Here is a 12,615-nt window from a genome sequence, read left to right as displayed (position 1 = left end):
CGAGAAAGGTGATGGTTTCCGCCGGTAGCCACTGCACTAGCCGGCTAACGCCATAACATCAAACCCTGCCCAACGGTCCCCTCTCCCTTCAGGGAGAGGGTTAGGGAGAGGGCGCTCTTCGGGCGAGGCACCAAGGTGAAGCCTGTTCGCGAGCAAGCTCGCTCCTACGAAAAGCGCGGGGGATCAGTGCATCGCGTGGCCCATCAGCCACGCCTGGTGCGGCCCGGGCAGGGTCCACAGGCCGAAGAGGATCACCAGCAGGCCGCCGGCCATGCGCACGCTGCGCTTGCGCAGCAGCGCCGTGATGCGTTCGGCGGCCAGCCCGGTGGCCAGCAGCACCGGCCAGGTGCCCAGGCCGAAGGCCAGCATCAGCAGCGCGCTTTCCAGCGCCGAGCCCTGGCTGCTGGTCCACAGCAGGGTGCTGTAGACCAGACCGCAGGGCAGCCAGCCCCAGAGCGCGCCGAGCAGCAGCGCGCGCGGCACGCTGGCCACCGGCAGCAGGCGGCTGGCGAAGGGCTGGATGTATTTCCACAGGCCCCGGCCGAGGGCCTCGATGCGCGTCAGGCCGCTCCACCAGCCGGCCAGGTACAGGCCCATGGCGATCAGCAGCAGGCCGGCGACCACGCGCAGCGCCGAGGCGAAGGGGGTGCTGGCGATGGCCCAGCCGGCCAGGCCCAGCAGCAGGCCGGCGGCGGCGTAGCTGAGGATGCGCCCGAGGTTGTAGGCCAGCAGCAGCTGCAGGCGGCGCCCGCGCTGTTCCGCTGGAATGGCCAGGGTCAGCGCGCCCATCAGGCCGCCGCACATGCCCAGGCAGTGGCCGCCGCCGAGCAGGCCGAGGATCAGCGCGGACGCCAGCATGGGCGCCAGCTCAAGCATCGCGCGAGTCCTTGTCCCGGGCTTCGGCCTGGGCGTCCCTGGTGCCTTCGGCCTCGTCGATGCCGGCCTGGTGCTTGGGGTCCTCGTCGTCGAACAGGATGCTGTGGGCCGGGCCGTCCATGTCGTCGTACTGGCCGCTGTTCACCGCCCAGAAAAAGATCCAGACGGCGATGGCGACGATGATCAGCGCCACCGGGATCATTACGTAGAGAGCGGGCATATCGACTCCGTTGAAAAGGCCTGCGCGCCTTCAGTGGGCGGCGAGCGGGATGGCCAGCGGCGCGGCTTCGGGGGCCGCCGGCAGGGCGCGCACGCGGGTCAGGCGCAGGGCGTTGAGCACCACGGTCAGCGAGCTGACCGACATGCCGATGGCCGCCCAGGCGGGGGTGATCCAGCCGAGGGCGGCGAAGGGCAGCATCAGGCCATTGTACAACCCCGCCCAGACCAGGTTCTCGACGATCACCCGGCGGGTGCGGCGGGCCAGGACGAAGGCCTGCACCAGGCTGTCCAGGCGGTTGGACAGCAGCACCGCGTCGGCGCTGGTCTTGGCCAGGTCGGTGGCGCTGCCCATGGCCACGCTGATGTCGGCGGCGGCCAGCACCGGCACGTCGTTGACGCCGTCGCCGAGCATCAGCACGTGGCGGCCTTCGCCGTGCAACTGCTTGAGGATCGCCAGCTTGTCGTCCGGGCGCAGGCCGCCGTGGACTTCGTCGATGCCCAGTTCGGCGGCCACGCTCTGCACCATCGGCGAGCTGTCGCCGGACAGCAGCAGGGTGCGCCAGCCGCGCTCGCGGCAGGCCTGCAGCAGGGCCGGGGCGTCGTCGCGCAGGCGGTCGTCGAGCACCAGCCAGGCCAGTGGGCCGCGCGCATCGCCCAGCAGCAGCCACTGGCCGTGCTCATTGGGCATGGCCGGCGCGGGCTGGCCGCTCAGGGCGCAGACGAAGGCGGCCTGGCCGATGCGCAGGCGCTGGCCGTCGACCACGCCTTCCAGGCCCAGGCCGGGGTGGCTTTCCACGGCCTCGGCGGGTTGCGGGGCGCGGCCGAAGGCGCGGGCGATGGGGTGTTCGGAACGGTTTTCCAGGGCCGCGGCCAGGGCCAGGCAGCGTTCGCCGCCGAGTTCGCCTAGGGGCTGCACGGCGCGCAGGGTCAGGCGGCCTTCGGTCAGGGTGCCGGTCTTGTCGAAGATCACCGTGTCGATGCGCTTCAGGCCTTCCAGCACGTGGCCGCGGGTGAGCAGCAGGCCGAGCTTGTGCAGGCTGCCGGTGGCCGCGGTGAGGGCGGTGGGCGTGGCCAGGGAGAGGGCGCAGGGGCAGGTGGCGACCAGCATCGACAGGACCACCCAGAAGGCCCGCGAGGCGTCGTGCTGCCACCAGAACAGGCCGACTACCGCGGCCAGCGCCAGCAGCACCAGCAGGAACCATTGCGCGGCGCTGTCGGCGAGCTGCGCCAGGCGCGGCTTGTCGGCCTGGGCGCGCTCCAGCAGGCGGACGATGGCCGACAGCCGGCTGTCGTCGCCCAGGGCCTGTACCTGCAGGGTCAGCGGACCTTCGACGTTGAGGGTGCCGCCGGTGACGCTGTCGCCGGCCTGGCGCGGCTGCGGCAGGTATTCGCCGGTGAGCAGGGATTCGTCGACGCTGGACTGGCCGGCGAGGATCAGGCCATCGGCCGGCAGCACCGCGCCCGGCGGCACCAGCACGCGGTCGCCGATGCGCAGTTCGCTGAGCAGGATGCGCTGGCTGTTGCCGGCTTCGTCCAGGCGCAGGCAGGAGGCCGGCAGTAGGTTGACCAGTTGTGCGGTGGCCGCCGCCGTGCGCTCGCGGGCGCGGCGCTCCAGGTAGCGGCCGGCGAGCAGGAACAGGGCGAACATGCCCACCGCGTCGAAGTACAGGTCGCCCTTGCCGGTGATGGCGGTCCAGATGCCGGCCAGGTAGGCGCCGCCGATGGCCAGGGACACCGAGACGTCCATGGTCAGGTGGCGCGTGCGCAGGTCGCGCAGGGCGCCGCGGAAGAACGGCTGGCAGGAGTAGAAGACGATCGGCGTGGTGAGGAACATCGCCACCCAGCGCAGGATTTCGTGCATCTCGGCGCTGAGGTCGATGTTGAATTCCGGCCAGGTGGCCATGGTCGCCATCATCGCCTGGAACCACAGCATGCCGGCCACGCCCAGCTGGCGCAGGGAACGGCGGTTCTCTTCGGCGAGCTGCTCGGCGGCCTTGTCCGGCTGGTAGGGGTGGGCGGCGTAGCCGATCCGGCGCAGCTCGGCGAGCAGGCCACTGAGCGGCAGCTGGCCGTCGGCCCAGCGCACGTGCAGGCGGTGGTTGGACAGGTTGAGCCCGGCCTCGGCCACCGCCGGCAGCCGGCGCAGGTGTTTTTCGATCAGCCAGCCGCAGGCGGCGCAGCTGATGCCTTCGAGGATCAGGGTGGTCTCGGCCAGTTCGCCCTGGTGCTGGACGAAGGGCTGCTGCACGTCGGGGCGGTCGAGCAGGGCCAGTTCGTCGCCCAGTTGCGCCGGCAGCGCCTCGGGGTTGGCGGCCGTCTCGGTGCGGTGCCGGTAATAGCCTTCCAGGCCGCCGGCGACTATGGCCTCGGCCACGGCCTGGCAGCCGGGGCAGCAGAATTCGCGGGTCTCGCCGAGGACCCGGGCGGTGAAGCGGCTGCCGGACGGGACCGGCAGTGCGCAGTGGTAGCAGGGCAGGGGGGCGCTCATGGGCGCTGGACTTCATCCCCCTTGAGGGGTTCGTCGCCGAGGAGGATCTCGCCGTCGGCGATGAGCTTCTCTTCTTCGAACAGGCGCCAGGCCTTGCCGTCCTGCTCGCCGAGCAGTTCGACGAAGCGGCGCCCTTCGACGGCGCTGTCCAGGCGGCCGGTGTAGCGGCCCGGTTCGTTGGCCGGCAGCAGGGCGACGTGGCGGTCCTGGGATTCCAGGGTGGGGGAGATCAGGTTGAGGGTCAGCTGCGCCGGCTGGCTATCGCCCTTCAGGCGCACCTCGACCTCGCCGGTGAGCTTGTCCAGGCGCACCTGGGCCTGCATGTGCAGTTGCTGGGCCAGGTGCTCGCGGTCCAGCGAGCGGTTGATGCCCTTGCCGGCCTCGTAGTAGTTGTCGTTGACCAGGGTGTCCTGGTTCTCCACGGCGATGCGCACCATCGTCAGGCTGAGGAACACCGATGTGGCGAGCATGCCGATGAGGATCCAGGGCCAGAGGTGCTTGTACCAGGGTTGTTGGGCGGGCGCCGACTGCATGGGTTTTCTCTCTCGTGGTCCGCGGGGCGGAAGCGGCCTGCCCGAGGGGTGGGCGGCGCGCCTGGGTGGGGCGGATTCTACGTGCTCCGCGTGCCGCTGGCATCCCGCCGCGGGGGCGGGATGCGTTGCGGTTCAGCCGGGGTTCAGCGTACGACCGGGCCGATGAAGCGGCTGTCGGCTTCCTTGCTGATGGACGGCTCGTCCACCGACTGGATGGTGAAGGTGATCTTGTTGGTGCTGGACGGTAGCTTGTCCGGGTCCACTGCCAGTTCCACCGGCATGGCGAGGATGTCGCCGGCGGCCACCTGGACTTCCTTGCGGCCTTCCAGAGTCAGGCCTTCCAGGCCCTTGGCGCCGAGCACGTAGGTGTGGTCGCGCTGGTCCTTGTTCATGATCTTCAGGCTGTAGACGTTCTCGATCCGGCCTTCGGCGTTCTCGCGGTAGAGCACGCGGTCCTTGCTGACGTCGAAGCCCACCAGCGGGCGGATCACGATGGCGGTGGCCAGCAGGCTCATCATCACGCACAGGGCGATGGCGTAGCCGATCAGGCGCGGGCGCACCAGGTGCGTCTTCTGCCCGGACAGGTTGTGCTCGGTGGTGTAGCTGATCAGCCCGCGCGGGTAGCCCATCTTGTCCATGATGCTGTCGCAGGCGTCGATGCACGCGGCGCAGCCGATGCATTCGATCTGCAGGCCGTCGCGGATGTCGATGCCGGTGGGGCAGACCTGTACGCACATGGTGCAGTCGATGCAGTCGCCCAGGCCCTGGGCCTTGTAGTCCAGGGTCTTCTTGCGCGGGCCGCGCTTCTCGCCGCGGCGCGGGTCGTAGGAGACGATCAGGGTGTCCTTGTCGAACATCACGCTCTGGAAGCGCGCGTAGGGGCACATGTAGATGCACACCTGCTCGCGCAGCCAGCCGGCGTTGCCGTAGGTGGCCAGGGTGAAGAAGCCGACCCAGAAGTAGGCCCAGCCGTCGGCCTCGCCGGTGACCAGGTCCATCAGCAGTTCGCGGATGGGGGCGAAGTAGCCGACGAAGGTCAGGCCGGTGACCAGGCCGATCAGCAGCCACAGCGTGTGCTTGGCGGTCTTGCGCAGCAGCTTGTTGCCGCTCATCGGCGCCCTGTCCAGCTTCATGCGCTGGTTGCGGTCGCCTTCGGTGACCTTCTCGCACCACATGAAGATCCAGGTCCACACGCTCTGCGGGCAGGTGTAGCCGCACCAGACGCGGCCGGCGAACACCGTGATGAAGAACAGCCCGAAGGCGCTGATGATCAGCAACCCGGAGAGGAGGATGAAGTCCTGCGGCCAGAAGGTGGCGCCGAAGATGTAGAACTTGCGCTCGGGCAGGTCCCACCACACCGCCTGCCGACCGTTCCAGGTCAGCCACACGGTGCCGAAGTAGAGAAGGAACAGGAAAGCGCCGCCGACACGGCGCAGGTTGCGGAAGAACCCGGTGAAGGCCCGGGTGTAGATCTTCTCGCGGGAGGCATATAAGTCGACGTTCTCTCCACCCTTCTTCGCGGGCGGTGTGACGTCTTGCACGGGAATCTGTTTGCTCATCAGTGCGTACCACGGCAGTGGGAGGGCGCCCTGTCGATACATGCCGAAAGGGTCAGGATATGGCTGCACGCCTAAACATGATACGACTTGGCCCGGTGTGCAACGGTGCGACCGTTGGTCGCGTCAGAATATTCGGAAGATTTTTCGTCCCCCGAAATAGAGCGGCGCCGGTAGGAACCGGCGCCGCTGGGTGTTGCGAGGGGAGGGCGGAAGCGCTTATTCGCTCTTCTGCGCATCACCCTGGGACAGGCTGTACACGTAGGCGGCCAGCAGGTGCACCTGGTCGCCGCCGAGGCGTTCCAACTGAGCCGGCATCTGGCCCTGGCGGCCGTAGCGGATGGTCTGCTGCAGCTGGGAGAAGCTCGAGCCGTAGATGAAGGCGGCCGGGTGCGTCAGGTTGGGCGCGCCCATGGCGGCGGTGCCCTTGCCTTCCGGACCGTGGCAGGCGACGCAGGTGGTGGCGAAGATCTTGCCGCCGTTGGCGACCTGCTCGTCGGTCACGCCTTCGGGCAGCTTGCGGCCGTCCAGCTTGCTGGTGACGAAGGCGGCCACGTCATGCACGCCCTGGTCGCCCAGGACTTCGCCCCAGGCCGGCATGGCGGCGTGACGGCCACCCTTGATGGTGGTCTCGATGTCCGCGGTGGCACCGCCCCAGCGCCAGTCCTGGTCGGTCAGGTTGGGGAAGCCGTAGGCGCCCTTGGCGTCGGAGCCGTGGCAGACCGAGCAGTTGGAGGCGAACAGGCGGCCGCCCATCTTCAGCGCCAGCGGGTCCTTGGCCACATCTTCGATGGGCATGGCGGCGAATTTGGCGAAGATCGGCCCATATTTCTCGTCGGCCTTGGCCATTTCCTTCTCCCACTGGTGCACGCCGGTCCAACCCGGCTGGCCATTGGCGAAGGGCTTGCCGTCGCTGACTTCCTGGTAGCCCGGCAGCAGACCCTTCCAGTTGCCCAGGCCCGGGTACAGGACCAGGTAGCCGAGGGCGAAGATGAAGGTGGCGACGAACAGCATGAACCACCACTTCGGCAGCGGGTTGTCGTACTCCTCGATGCCGTCGAAGGAGTGGCCGACGGTTTCGTCGGTGGCTTCGCTGCGCTGGCCGCGGCGGGTGGCGAACAGCAGCCAGGCCAGGGCGAAGATGGTGCCCAGGGTAAGTACGGTGACGTACAGACTCCAGAAGGTTGTCATTCTTTGTTGCTCCTAGAAGCTTGTTCTTTCTCGACGTGCTTCATGGCTGCCGGGTCGTCCGCGAAGGGCAGCAGGGCGTCGTCGTCGAAGCGCTGCTTGCGCTTGCCGCTGTAGGCCCAGAGCAGTACGCCGATGAAGGCGACCATCACTACGACGGTGCCGAGGCCGCGAATCGTCCCGATATCCATCTGCTGTCACCGTTTGCTCTTGATGATCGTGCCCAGGCCCTGCAGGTAGGCCACCAGGGCGTCCATCTCGGTCTTGCCCTTGACGGCATCGCGAGCGCCGGCGATGTCTTCGTCGGTGTAGGGCACGCCGAGGGTGCGCATGGCCTGCAGCTTGCCTTCGATGTCCTTGCCGTCGAGCTTGTTCTCGACCAGCCAGGGGTAGGCCGGCATCTTCGATTCCGGCACCACGTTGCGCGGGTTGTATAGGTGCGCGCGGTGCCAGTCGTCGGAGTAGCGGCCGCCGACGCGGGCCAGGTCCGGACCGGTACGCTTGGAGCCCCACAGGAAGGGGTGGTCCCAGACGCTCTCGCCGGCGACGGAGTAGTGGCCGTAGCGCTCGGTCTCGGCGCGGAACGGGCGGATCATCTGCGAGTGGCAGCCGACGCAGCCTTCGCGGATATAGATGTCACGGCCCTCGAGCTCCAGCGCGGTGCGCGGCTTCATGCCTTCCACCGGCTTGTTGGTCACGTCCTGGAAGAACAGCGGGACGATCTGCGTCAGGCCGCCGATGCTCACGGCTATGACCATGAAGAAGGCCAGCAGGCCGATGTTCTTCTCGACTGCTTCGTGCTTCATCAATGAGCTCCTACGGCGGGAATGCGGGCAGCGGCATCGACTTCAGCAGCGTTGTAGCCACGCACGGTACGGAAGGTGTTGTAGGCCATCAGCAGCATGCCGAAGGCGAAGAAGAAGCCGCCCAGCGCACGGACCATGAAGCCCGGGTGGCTGGCCTGCAGCGCTTCCACGAAGGAGTAGGTGAGGGTGCCGTCGGTGTTCACCGCGCGCCACATCAGGCCCTGGGTGATGCCGTTGACCCACATCGAGGCGATGTAGAGCACGGTGCCGATGGTGGCGAGCCAGAAGTGCGCGTTGATCAGGCCGGTGCTGTGCATCTGCTCGCGGCCGAACACTTTCGGGATCATGTGGTACAGCGAGCCGATGGAGATCATCGCCACCCAGCCGAGGGCGCCGGCGTGCACGTGGCCGATGGTCCAGTCGGTGTAGTGGGACAGCGAGTTCACCGTCTTGATGGCCATCATCGGGCCTTCGAAGGTGGACATGCCGTAGAAGGCGAGGGACACCACCAGGAAGCGCAGGATCGGGTCGGTGCGCAGCTTATGCCAGGCGCCGGAGAGGGTCATCATGCCGTTGATCATGCCGCCCCAGCTCGGGGCCAGGAGGATCAGCGACATCACCATGCCCAGGGACTGCGCCCAGTCCGGCAGCGCGGTGTAGTGCAGGTGGTGCGGACCGGCCCAGATGTACAGGGTGATCAGCGCCCAGAAGTGGACGATGGACAGGCGGTAGGAGTAGACCGGGCGCTCGGCCTGCTTGGGCACGAAGTAGTACATCATGCCGAGGAAGCCGGTGGTCAGGAAGAAGCCCACGGCGTTGTGGCCGTACCACCACTGGACCATGGCGTCGGTGGCGCCGGCATAGATGGAGTAGGACTTGAACCAGCCGACCGGGATCTCCAGGTTGTTGACGATGTGCAGCATCGCGGTCACCAGGATGAAGCCGCCGTAGAACCAGTTGCCCACGTAGATGTGCTTGGTCTGGCGCTTGACGATGGTGCCGAAGAACACCACGGCGTAGGTGACCCAGACGATGGCGATCAGGATGTCGATCGGCCATTCCAGCTCGGCGTACTCCTTGGAGGAGGTGTAGCCCAGCGGCAGGGTGATGCCGGCCAGCACGATCACTGCCTGCCAGCCCCAGAAGGTGAAGGCGGCGAGGCTATCGGAGATCAGGCGGGTCTGGCAGGTGCGTTGCACCACGTAGTAGGAGGTTGCGAACAGAGCACAGCCGCCGAAGGCGAAGATCACCAGGTTGGTGTGCAACGGGCGAAGTCGCCCGAAACTCGTCCACGGCAGGCCGAAGTTCAACTCGGGCCATACCAACTGTGAGGCGATGAAAACCCCCATCCCCATTCCTAGTATCCCCCAGACCACCGTCATGATGGCGAACTGGCGGATTACCTTATAGTTATAAGCAGTCGGACTGATTGCTGTGCTCATTCTAAGGTTCCACGGTTTTTTTGCTATTTAGGGACAAAAAACGGCGGCAAGTATGTAGAAAGCCAGTAGGCAATGCAACGCGCCGGAATAAGCCCCGGAGCCGCTGCGCATGCTGCTTTGAAGGCATTTCTGCCAATGTTTTTCTGGCTTTCTATCGGCGTGGAAACCCTGACAAGCGTAGGGATTCCCCCAATTACTGCCGACTCACGGATGGAATGAGCTTAGTCTTGATCTAGAGCAGTGTGAAGGAATGGCGCGCGCGAGGTGCGACACTTGGTCGCGTAACTGCGCGGAAGTTGCTCGCGCCCGGGCGGGCGCGAGCGGAGGGTGGATCAGTTGGCGTTTTCCGGACGGGAAATGTTGTAGATGTAGGCGGCCAGGACGTGGACCTTGTCCTTGCCCAGGTAGGCTTCCTGCGCCGGCATCTGGCCCTGGCGGCCATGGCGGATGGTCTGCTGCAGCTGGGCGAAGCCCGAGCCGTAGATGAACGCACCCGGATGGGTCAGGTCCGGCGCGCCCAGGGCGGCGGTGCCCTTGCCTTCCGGGCCGTGGCAGGCGACGCAGGTGGTGGCGAAGAGTTTCTCGCCATTGGCCACCTGGGCATCGGTCACGCCTTCGGGCAGCTTGCGGCCGTCCAGCTTGGTGGTGACGAACGCGGCCACGTCATGCACGCCCTGGTCGCCCAGCACCTCGCCCCAGGCCGGCATCACCGCGTGGCGGCCGCCGAGGATGGTGGTCTGGATGGTTTGCGCGTCGCCGCCCCAGCGCCAGTCCTGGTCGGTCAGGTTGGGGAAGCCCATGGCGCCCTTGGCGTCGGAGCCGTGGCAGATCGAGCAGTAGGTGGCGAACAGGCGTTCGCCGGTCTTCATGGCCTGCGCGTCCTTGGCCACGTCTTCGACGGACATGGCCGAGTACTTGGCGAAGATCGGCGCGTATTTCTCGTCGGCCAGGGCCTGCTCGCGTTCCAGCTGCTTGACCTGGGTCCAGCCGCCGTCGTAGCCGGGCAGCACGCCTTTCCAGTTGCCCAGGCCCGGGTACAGGGCCAGGTAGCCGACGGCGAAGACGATGGTGCCCACGAACAGCAGGAACCACCAGCGCGGCAGCGGGTTGTCGTATTCCTCGATACCGTCGAAGGAGTGCCCCATGGTCTGGTCGGTGGCGCCCTTGGTCTCGCCGCTGCGGGTGGCGAAGACCAGCCATAGCAGGGCGATCAGCGATCCGACGGTCAGTACGGTGATGTACAGACTCCAGAAGGTAGTCATGCTTTGTTGCTCCCAGAAGCTTGTTCATGCTCGGCGTGGCGCAGAGCCTGCGGATCGTCGGCGAAGGGCAGCAGGGCGTCGGCGTCGAAGCGTTGCTTGCGCTTGCCGCTGTAGGCCCAGAGGGTGACGCCGATGAAGGCGAGCATCACCACGACGGTGCCGAGGCCGCGGATGGTTCCGATGTCCATGGCCATCACCGCTTGTTCTTGATCGCTGTGCCCAGGCCTTGCAGGTAGGCCACCACGGCGTCCATCTCGGTCTTGCCCTGGACGCTCTCGCGGGCGCCGGCGATGTCCTCGTCGGTGTAGGGCACGCCGAGGGTGCGCATGGCCTTGAGCTTGCCTTCGATGTCCTTGCCGTCGAGCTTGTTCTCGACCAGCCAGGGGTAGGCCGGCATCTTCGACTCCGGCACCACGTTGCGCGGGTTGTACAGGTGCGCGCGGTGCCAGTCGTCGGAGTAGCGGCCGCCGACGCGGGCCAGGTCCGGACCGGTACGCTTGGAGCCCCACAGGAAGGGGTGGTCCCAGACGCTCTCGCCGGCCACGGAGTAGTGGCCGTAACGCTCGGTCTCGGCGCGGAACGGACGGATCATCTGCGAGTGGCAGCCGACGCAGCCCTCGCGGATGTAGATGTCGCGGCCTTCCAGCTGCAGGGCGGTGTAGGGCTTCATGCCTTCCACCGGGGTGTTGGTGACGTCCTGGAAGAACAGCGGGACGATCTGCGTCAGGCCGCCGATGCTCACGGCCACGGCCATGCACAGGGCCAGCAGGCCGACGTTCTTCTCGAGTACTTCGTGTTTCATCAGTGGGCTCCTGCGACGGCGGGAATCTGGGCGGCCGCTTCAGCTTCCTCGGCTTTGGAGGAGGCGATGGTGCGCCAGGTGTTGTAGGCCATGATCAGCATGCCGCTGAGGAACACGGCGCCGCCGATCATGCGCACCACGTAGCCCGGGTGGCCGGCGGCGAGCGCTTCGACGAAGGAGTAGGTGAGGGTGCCGTCGGCGTTGACCGCACGCCACATCAGGCCCTGGGTGATGCCGTTGACCCACATCGAGGCGATGTAGAGCACGGTGCCGATGGTGGCCAGCCAGAAGTGCGTGTTGATCAGGCCCACGCTGTGCATCTGCTCGCGGCCGAACACTTTCGGGATCATGTGGTACAGCGAGCCGATGGAGACCATGGCGACCCAGCCGAGGGCGCCGGCATGCACGTGGCCGATGGTCCAGTCGGTGTAGTGGGAGAGGGCGTTGACGGTCTTGATGGCCATCATCGGGCCTTCGAAGGTGGACATGCCGTAGAAGGCCAGGGACACCACCAGGAAGCGCAGGATGGGGTCGCTGCGTAGCTTATGCCAGGCCCCGGAGAGGGTCATCATGCCGTTGATCATGCCGCCCCAGGAGGGCGCCAGGAGGATCAGCGACATCACCATGCCGAGGGACTGCGCCCAGTCCGGCAGGGCGGTGTAGTGCAGGTGGTGCGGGCCGGCCCAGATGTACACGGCGATCAGTGCCCAGAAGTGCACGATCGACAGGCGATAGGAGTACACCGGACGCTCGGCCTGCTTGGGCACGAAGTAGTACATCATCCCCAGGAAGCCGGCGGTGAGGAAGAAGCCCACGGCGTTGTGGCCGTACCACCACTGGACCATGGCGTCGGTGGCGCCGGAGTAGATGGAGTACGACTTCATGAAGCTGACCGGCAGCTCCAGGTTGTTGACCACGTGCAGCAGCGCCACGGTCAGGATGAAGCCGCCGAAGAACCAGTTGCCCACATAGATGTGCTTGGTCTTGCGCTTCACCAGGGTGCCGAAGAACACCACGGCGTAGGCGACCCAGACGATGGTGATGAGGATGTCGATCGGCCATTCCAGCTCGGCGTACTCCTTGGAGGAGGTGTAGCCCAGCGGCAGGCTGATGGCGGCCAGCAGGATCACCAGCTGCCAGCCCCAGAAGGTGAAGGAGGCCAGGGTGTCGGAGAACAGGCGTACCTGGCAGGTACGCTGCACCGCGTAGTAGCTGGTGGCGAACAGGGCGCAGCCACCGAAGGCGAAGATCACGGCATTGGTGTGCAGCGGGCGCAGGCGTCCGAAGCTCGTCCACGGCAAGCCGAGGTTGAGTTCCGGCCACACCAGCTGGGCGGCGATGACGACGCCGACCAGCATGCCGACGATTCCCCAGATCACCGTCATCACGGCGAACTGGCGGACCACCTTGTAGTTATAAGCGGTCTGATTGGTTGTGCTCATG

The 12,615-nt window shown here is 66.7% G+C and carries 13 protein-coding genes; all 13 read right to left on the bottom strand.

Annotation, left to right across the window (positions count from 1 at the left end):
- Positions 1 to 183: 183 nt before the first annotated feature.
- On the bottom strand, positions 184 to 876 hold the full coding sequence (locus tag ACTWJ5_RS19365; protein WP_009622828.1) for a sulfite exporter TauE/SafE family protein: 693 nt from the start codon (positions 874 to 876) through the stop codon (positions 184 to 186).
- The gene (ccoS, locus tag ACTWJ5_RS19360; protein ID WP_116425068.1) at positions 869 to 1,096 is read right to left on the bottom strand and encodes a cbb3-type cytochrome oxidase assembly protein CcoS; all 228 of its coding nucleotides are present in this window, start codon (positions 1,094 to 1,096) and stop codon (positions 869 to 871) included. Before ccoS ends, ACTWJ5_RS19365 begins: the two co-directional genes overlap by 8 nt.
- A gap of 30 nt (positions 1,097 to 1,126) precedes the next feature.
- A complete protein-coding gene (locus tag ACTWJ5_RS19355) occupies positions 1,127 to 3,583 on the bottom strand; it encodes a heavy metal translocating P-type ATPase (protein WP_249916951.1) in 2,457 nt (818 codons plus the stop codon).
- Positions 3,580 to 4,116: a FixH family protein gene (locus tag ACTWJ5_RS19350; protein ID WP_074981772.1), complete on the bottom strand. Its 537-nt coding sequence runs from the start codon at positions 4,114 to 4,116 to the stop codon at positions 3,580 to 3,582. The genes ACTWJ5_RS19355 and ACTWJ5_RS19350 overlap by 4 nt, the downstream gene beginning before the upstream one ends.
- A 143-nt stretch (positions 4,117 to 4,259) precedes the next feature.
- Positions 4,260 to 5,675, bottom strand: a complete 1,416-nt coding sequence (gene ccoG, locus ACTWJ5_RS19345; protein WP_074981774.1) for a cytochrome c oxidase accessory protein CcoG — start codon at positions 5,673 to 5,675, stop codon at positions 4,260 to 4,262.
- A 216-nt stretch (positions 5,676 to 5,891) separates the two neighbouring features.
- The gene (gene ccoP / locus ACTWJ5_RS19340) at positions 5,892 to 6,863 is read right to left on the bottom strand and encodes a cytochrome-c oxidase, cbb3-type subunit III (protein WP_444436340.1); all 972 of its coding nucleotides are present in this window, start codon (positions 6,861 to 6,863) and stop codon (positions 5,892 to 5,894) included.
- The gene (locus ACTWJ5_RS19335; protein ID WP_009622822.1) at positions 6,860 to 7,051 is read right to left on the bottom strand and encodes a CcoQ/FixQ family Cbb3-type cytochrome c oxidase assembly chaperone; all 192 of its coding nucleotides are present in this window, start codon (positions 7,049 to 7,051) and stop codon (positions 6,860 to 6,862) included. Before ACTWJ5_RS19335 ends, ccoP (ACTWJ5_RS19340) begins: the two co-directional genes overlap by 4 nt.
- A gap of 6 nt (positions 7,052 to 7,057) precedes the next feature.
- The gene (ccoO, locus tag ACTWJ5_RS19330; RefSeq protein ID WP_074981779.1) at positions 7,058 to 7,666 is read right to left on the bottom strand and encodes a cytochrome-c oxidase, cbb3-type subunit II; all 609 of its coding nucleotides are present in this window, start codon (positions 7,664 to 7,666) and stop codon (positions 7,058 to 7,060) included.
- On the bottom strand, positions 7,666 to 9,108 hold the full coding sequence (gene ccoN, locus ACTWJ5_RS19325; protein WP_074981781.1) for a cytochrome-c oxidase, cbb3-type subunit I: 1,443 nt from the start codon (positions 9,106 to 9,108) through the stop codon (positions 7,666 to 7,668). The genes ccoO (ACTWJ5_RS19330) and ccoN (ACTWJ5_RS19325) overlap by 1 nt, the downstream gene beginning before the upstream one ends.
- 332 nt (positions 9,109 to 9,440) lie before the next feature.
- Entirely contained in the window at positions 9,441 to 10,370 is a 930-nt protein-coding gene (ccoP, locus tag ACTWJ5_RS19320) for a cytochrome-c oxidase, cbb3-type subunit III (protein ID WP_074981783.1), read from the bottom strand.
- Positions 10,367 to 10,558, bottom strand: a complete 192-nt coding sequence (locus tag ACTWJ5_RS19315; RefSeq protein WP_024128706.1) for a CcoQ/FixQ family Cbb3-type cytochrome c oxidase assembly chaperone — start codon at positions 10,556 to 10,558, stop codon at positions 10,367 to 10,369. Before ACTWJ5_RS19315 ends, ccoP (ACTWJ5_RS19320) begins: the two co-directional genes overlap by 4 nt.
- Positions 10,559 to 10,563: 5 nt before the next feature.
- Positions 10,564 to 11,172 (bottom strand): cytochrome-c oxidase, cbb3-type subunit II, encoded by a 609-nt coding sequence (gene ccoO / locus ACTWJ5_RS19310; RefSeq protein WP_009622815.1) that lies wholly within the window; start codon positions 11,170 to 11,172, stop codon positions 10,564 to 10,566.
- On the bottom strand, positions 11,172 to 12,614 hold the full coding sequence (gene ccoN / locus ACTWJ5_RS19305; protein WP_249916948.1) for a cytochrome-c oxidase, cbb3-type subunit I: 1,443 nt from the start codon (positions 12,612 to 12,614) through the stop codon (positions 11,172 to 11,174). Before ccoN (ACTWJ5_RS19305) ends, ccoO (ACTWJ5_RS19310) begins: the two co-directional genes overlap by 1 nt.
- Position 12,615 lies beyond the last annotated feature (1 nt).

This window comes from Pseudomonas sp. A6, assembly GCF_052367875.1.
GTDB lineage: Bacteria > Pseudomonadota > Gammaproteobacteria > Pseudomonadales > Pseudomonadaceae > Pseudomonas > Pseudomonas citronellolis.
The sequence above is the reverse complement of the archived record's forward strand: the minus strand, read 5'-3'. Positions and strand labels throughout refer to the sequence as shown.

Excerpts from the sequence above, each read along its gene's own strand:
- ACTWJ5_RS19355 (WP_249916951.1), bottom strand. The coding sequence starts at position 3,583 with ATGAGCGCCCCCCTGCCCTGCTACCACTGCGCACTGCCGGTCCCGTCC.
- ccoP (WP_074981783.1), bottom strand. The coding sequence starts at position 10,370 with ATGACTACCTTCTGGAGTCTGTACATCACCGTACTGACCGTCGGATCG.
- ccoG (WP_074981774.1), bottom strand. The coding sequence starts at position 5,675 with ATGAGCAAACAGATTCCCGTGCAAGACGTCACACCGCCCGCGAAGAAG.
- ACTWJ5_RS19350 (WP_074981772.1), bottom strand. The coding sequence starts at position 4,116 with ATGCAGTCGGCGCCCGCCCAACAACCCTGGTACAAGCACCTCTGGCCC.
- ACTWJ5_RS19315 (WP_024128706.1), bottom strand. The coding sequence starts at position 10,558 with ATGGACATCGGAACCATCCGCGGCCTCGGCACCGTCGTGGTGATGCTC.
- ccoP (WP_444436340.1), bottom strand. The coding sequence starts at position 6,863 with ATGACAACCTTCTGGAGTCTGTACGTCACCGTACTTACCCTGGGCACC.
- ccoN (WP_074981781.1), bottom strand. The coding sequence starts at position 9,108 with ATGAGCACAGCAATCAGTCCGACTGCTTATAACTATAAGGTAATCCGC.
- ACTWJ5_RS19365 (WP_009622828.1), bottom strand. The coding sequence starts at position 876 with ATGCTTGAGCTGGCGCCCATGCTGGCGTCCGCGCTGATCCTCGGCCTG.
- ccoN (WP_249916948.1), bottom strand. The coding sequence starts at position 12,614 with ATGAGCACAACCAATCAGACCGCTTATAACTACAAGGTGGTCCGCCAG.
- ccoO (WP_009622815.1), bottom strand. The coding sequence starts at position 11,172 with ATGAAACACGAAGTACTCGAGAAGAACGTCGGCCTGCTGGCCCTGTGC.
- ACTWJ5_RS19335 (WP_009622822.1), bottom strand. The coding sequence starts at position 7,051 with ATGGATATCGGGACGATTCGCGGCCTCGGCACCGTCGTAGTGATGGTC.
- ccoO (WP_074981779.1), bottom strand. The coding sequence starts at position 7,666 with ATGAAGCACGAAGCAGTCGAGAAGAACATCGGCCTGCTGGCCTTCTTC.
- ccoS (WP_116425068.1), bottom strand. The coding sequence starts at position 1,096 with ATGCCCGCTCTCTACGTAATGATCCCGGTGGCGCTGATCATCGTCGCC.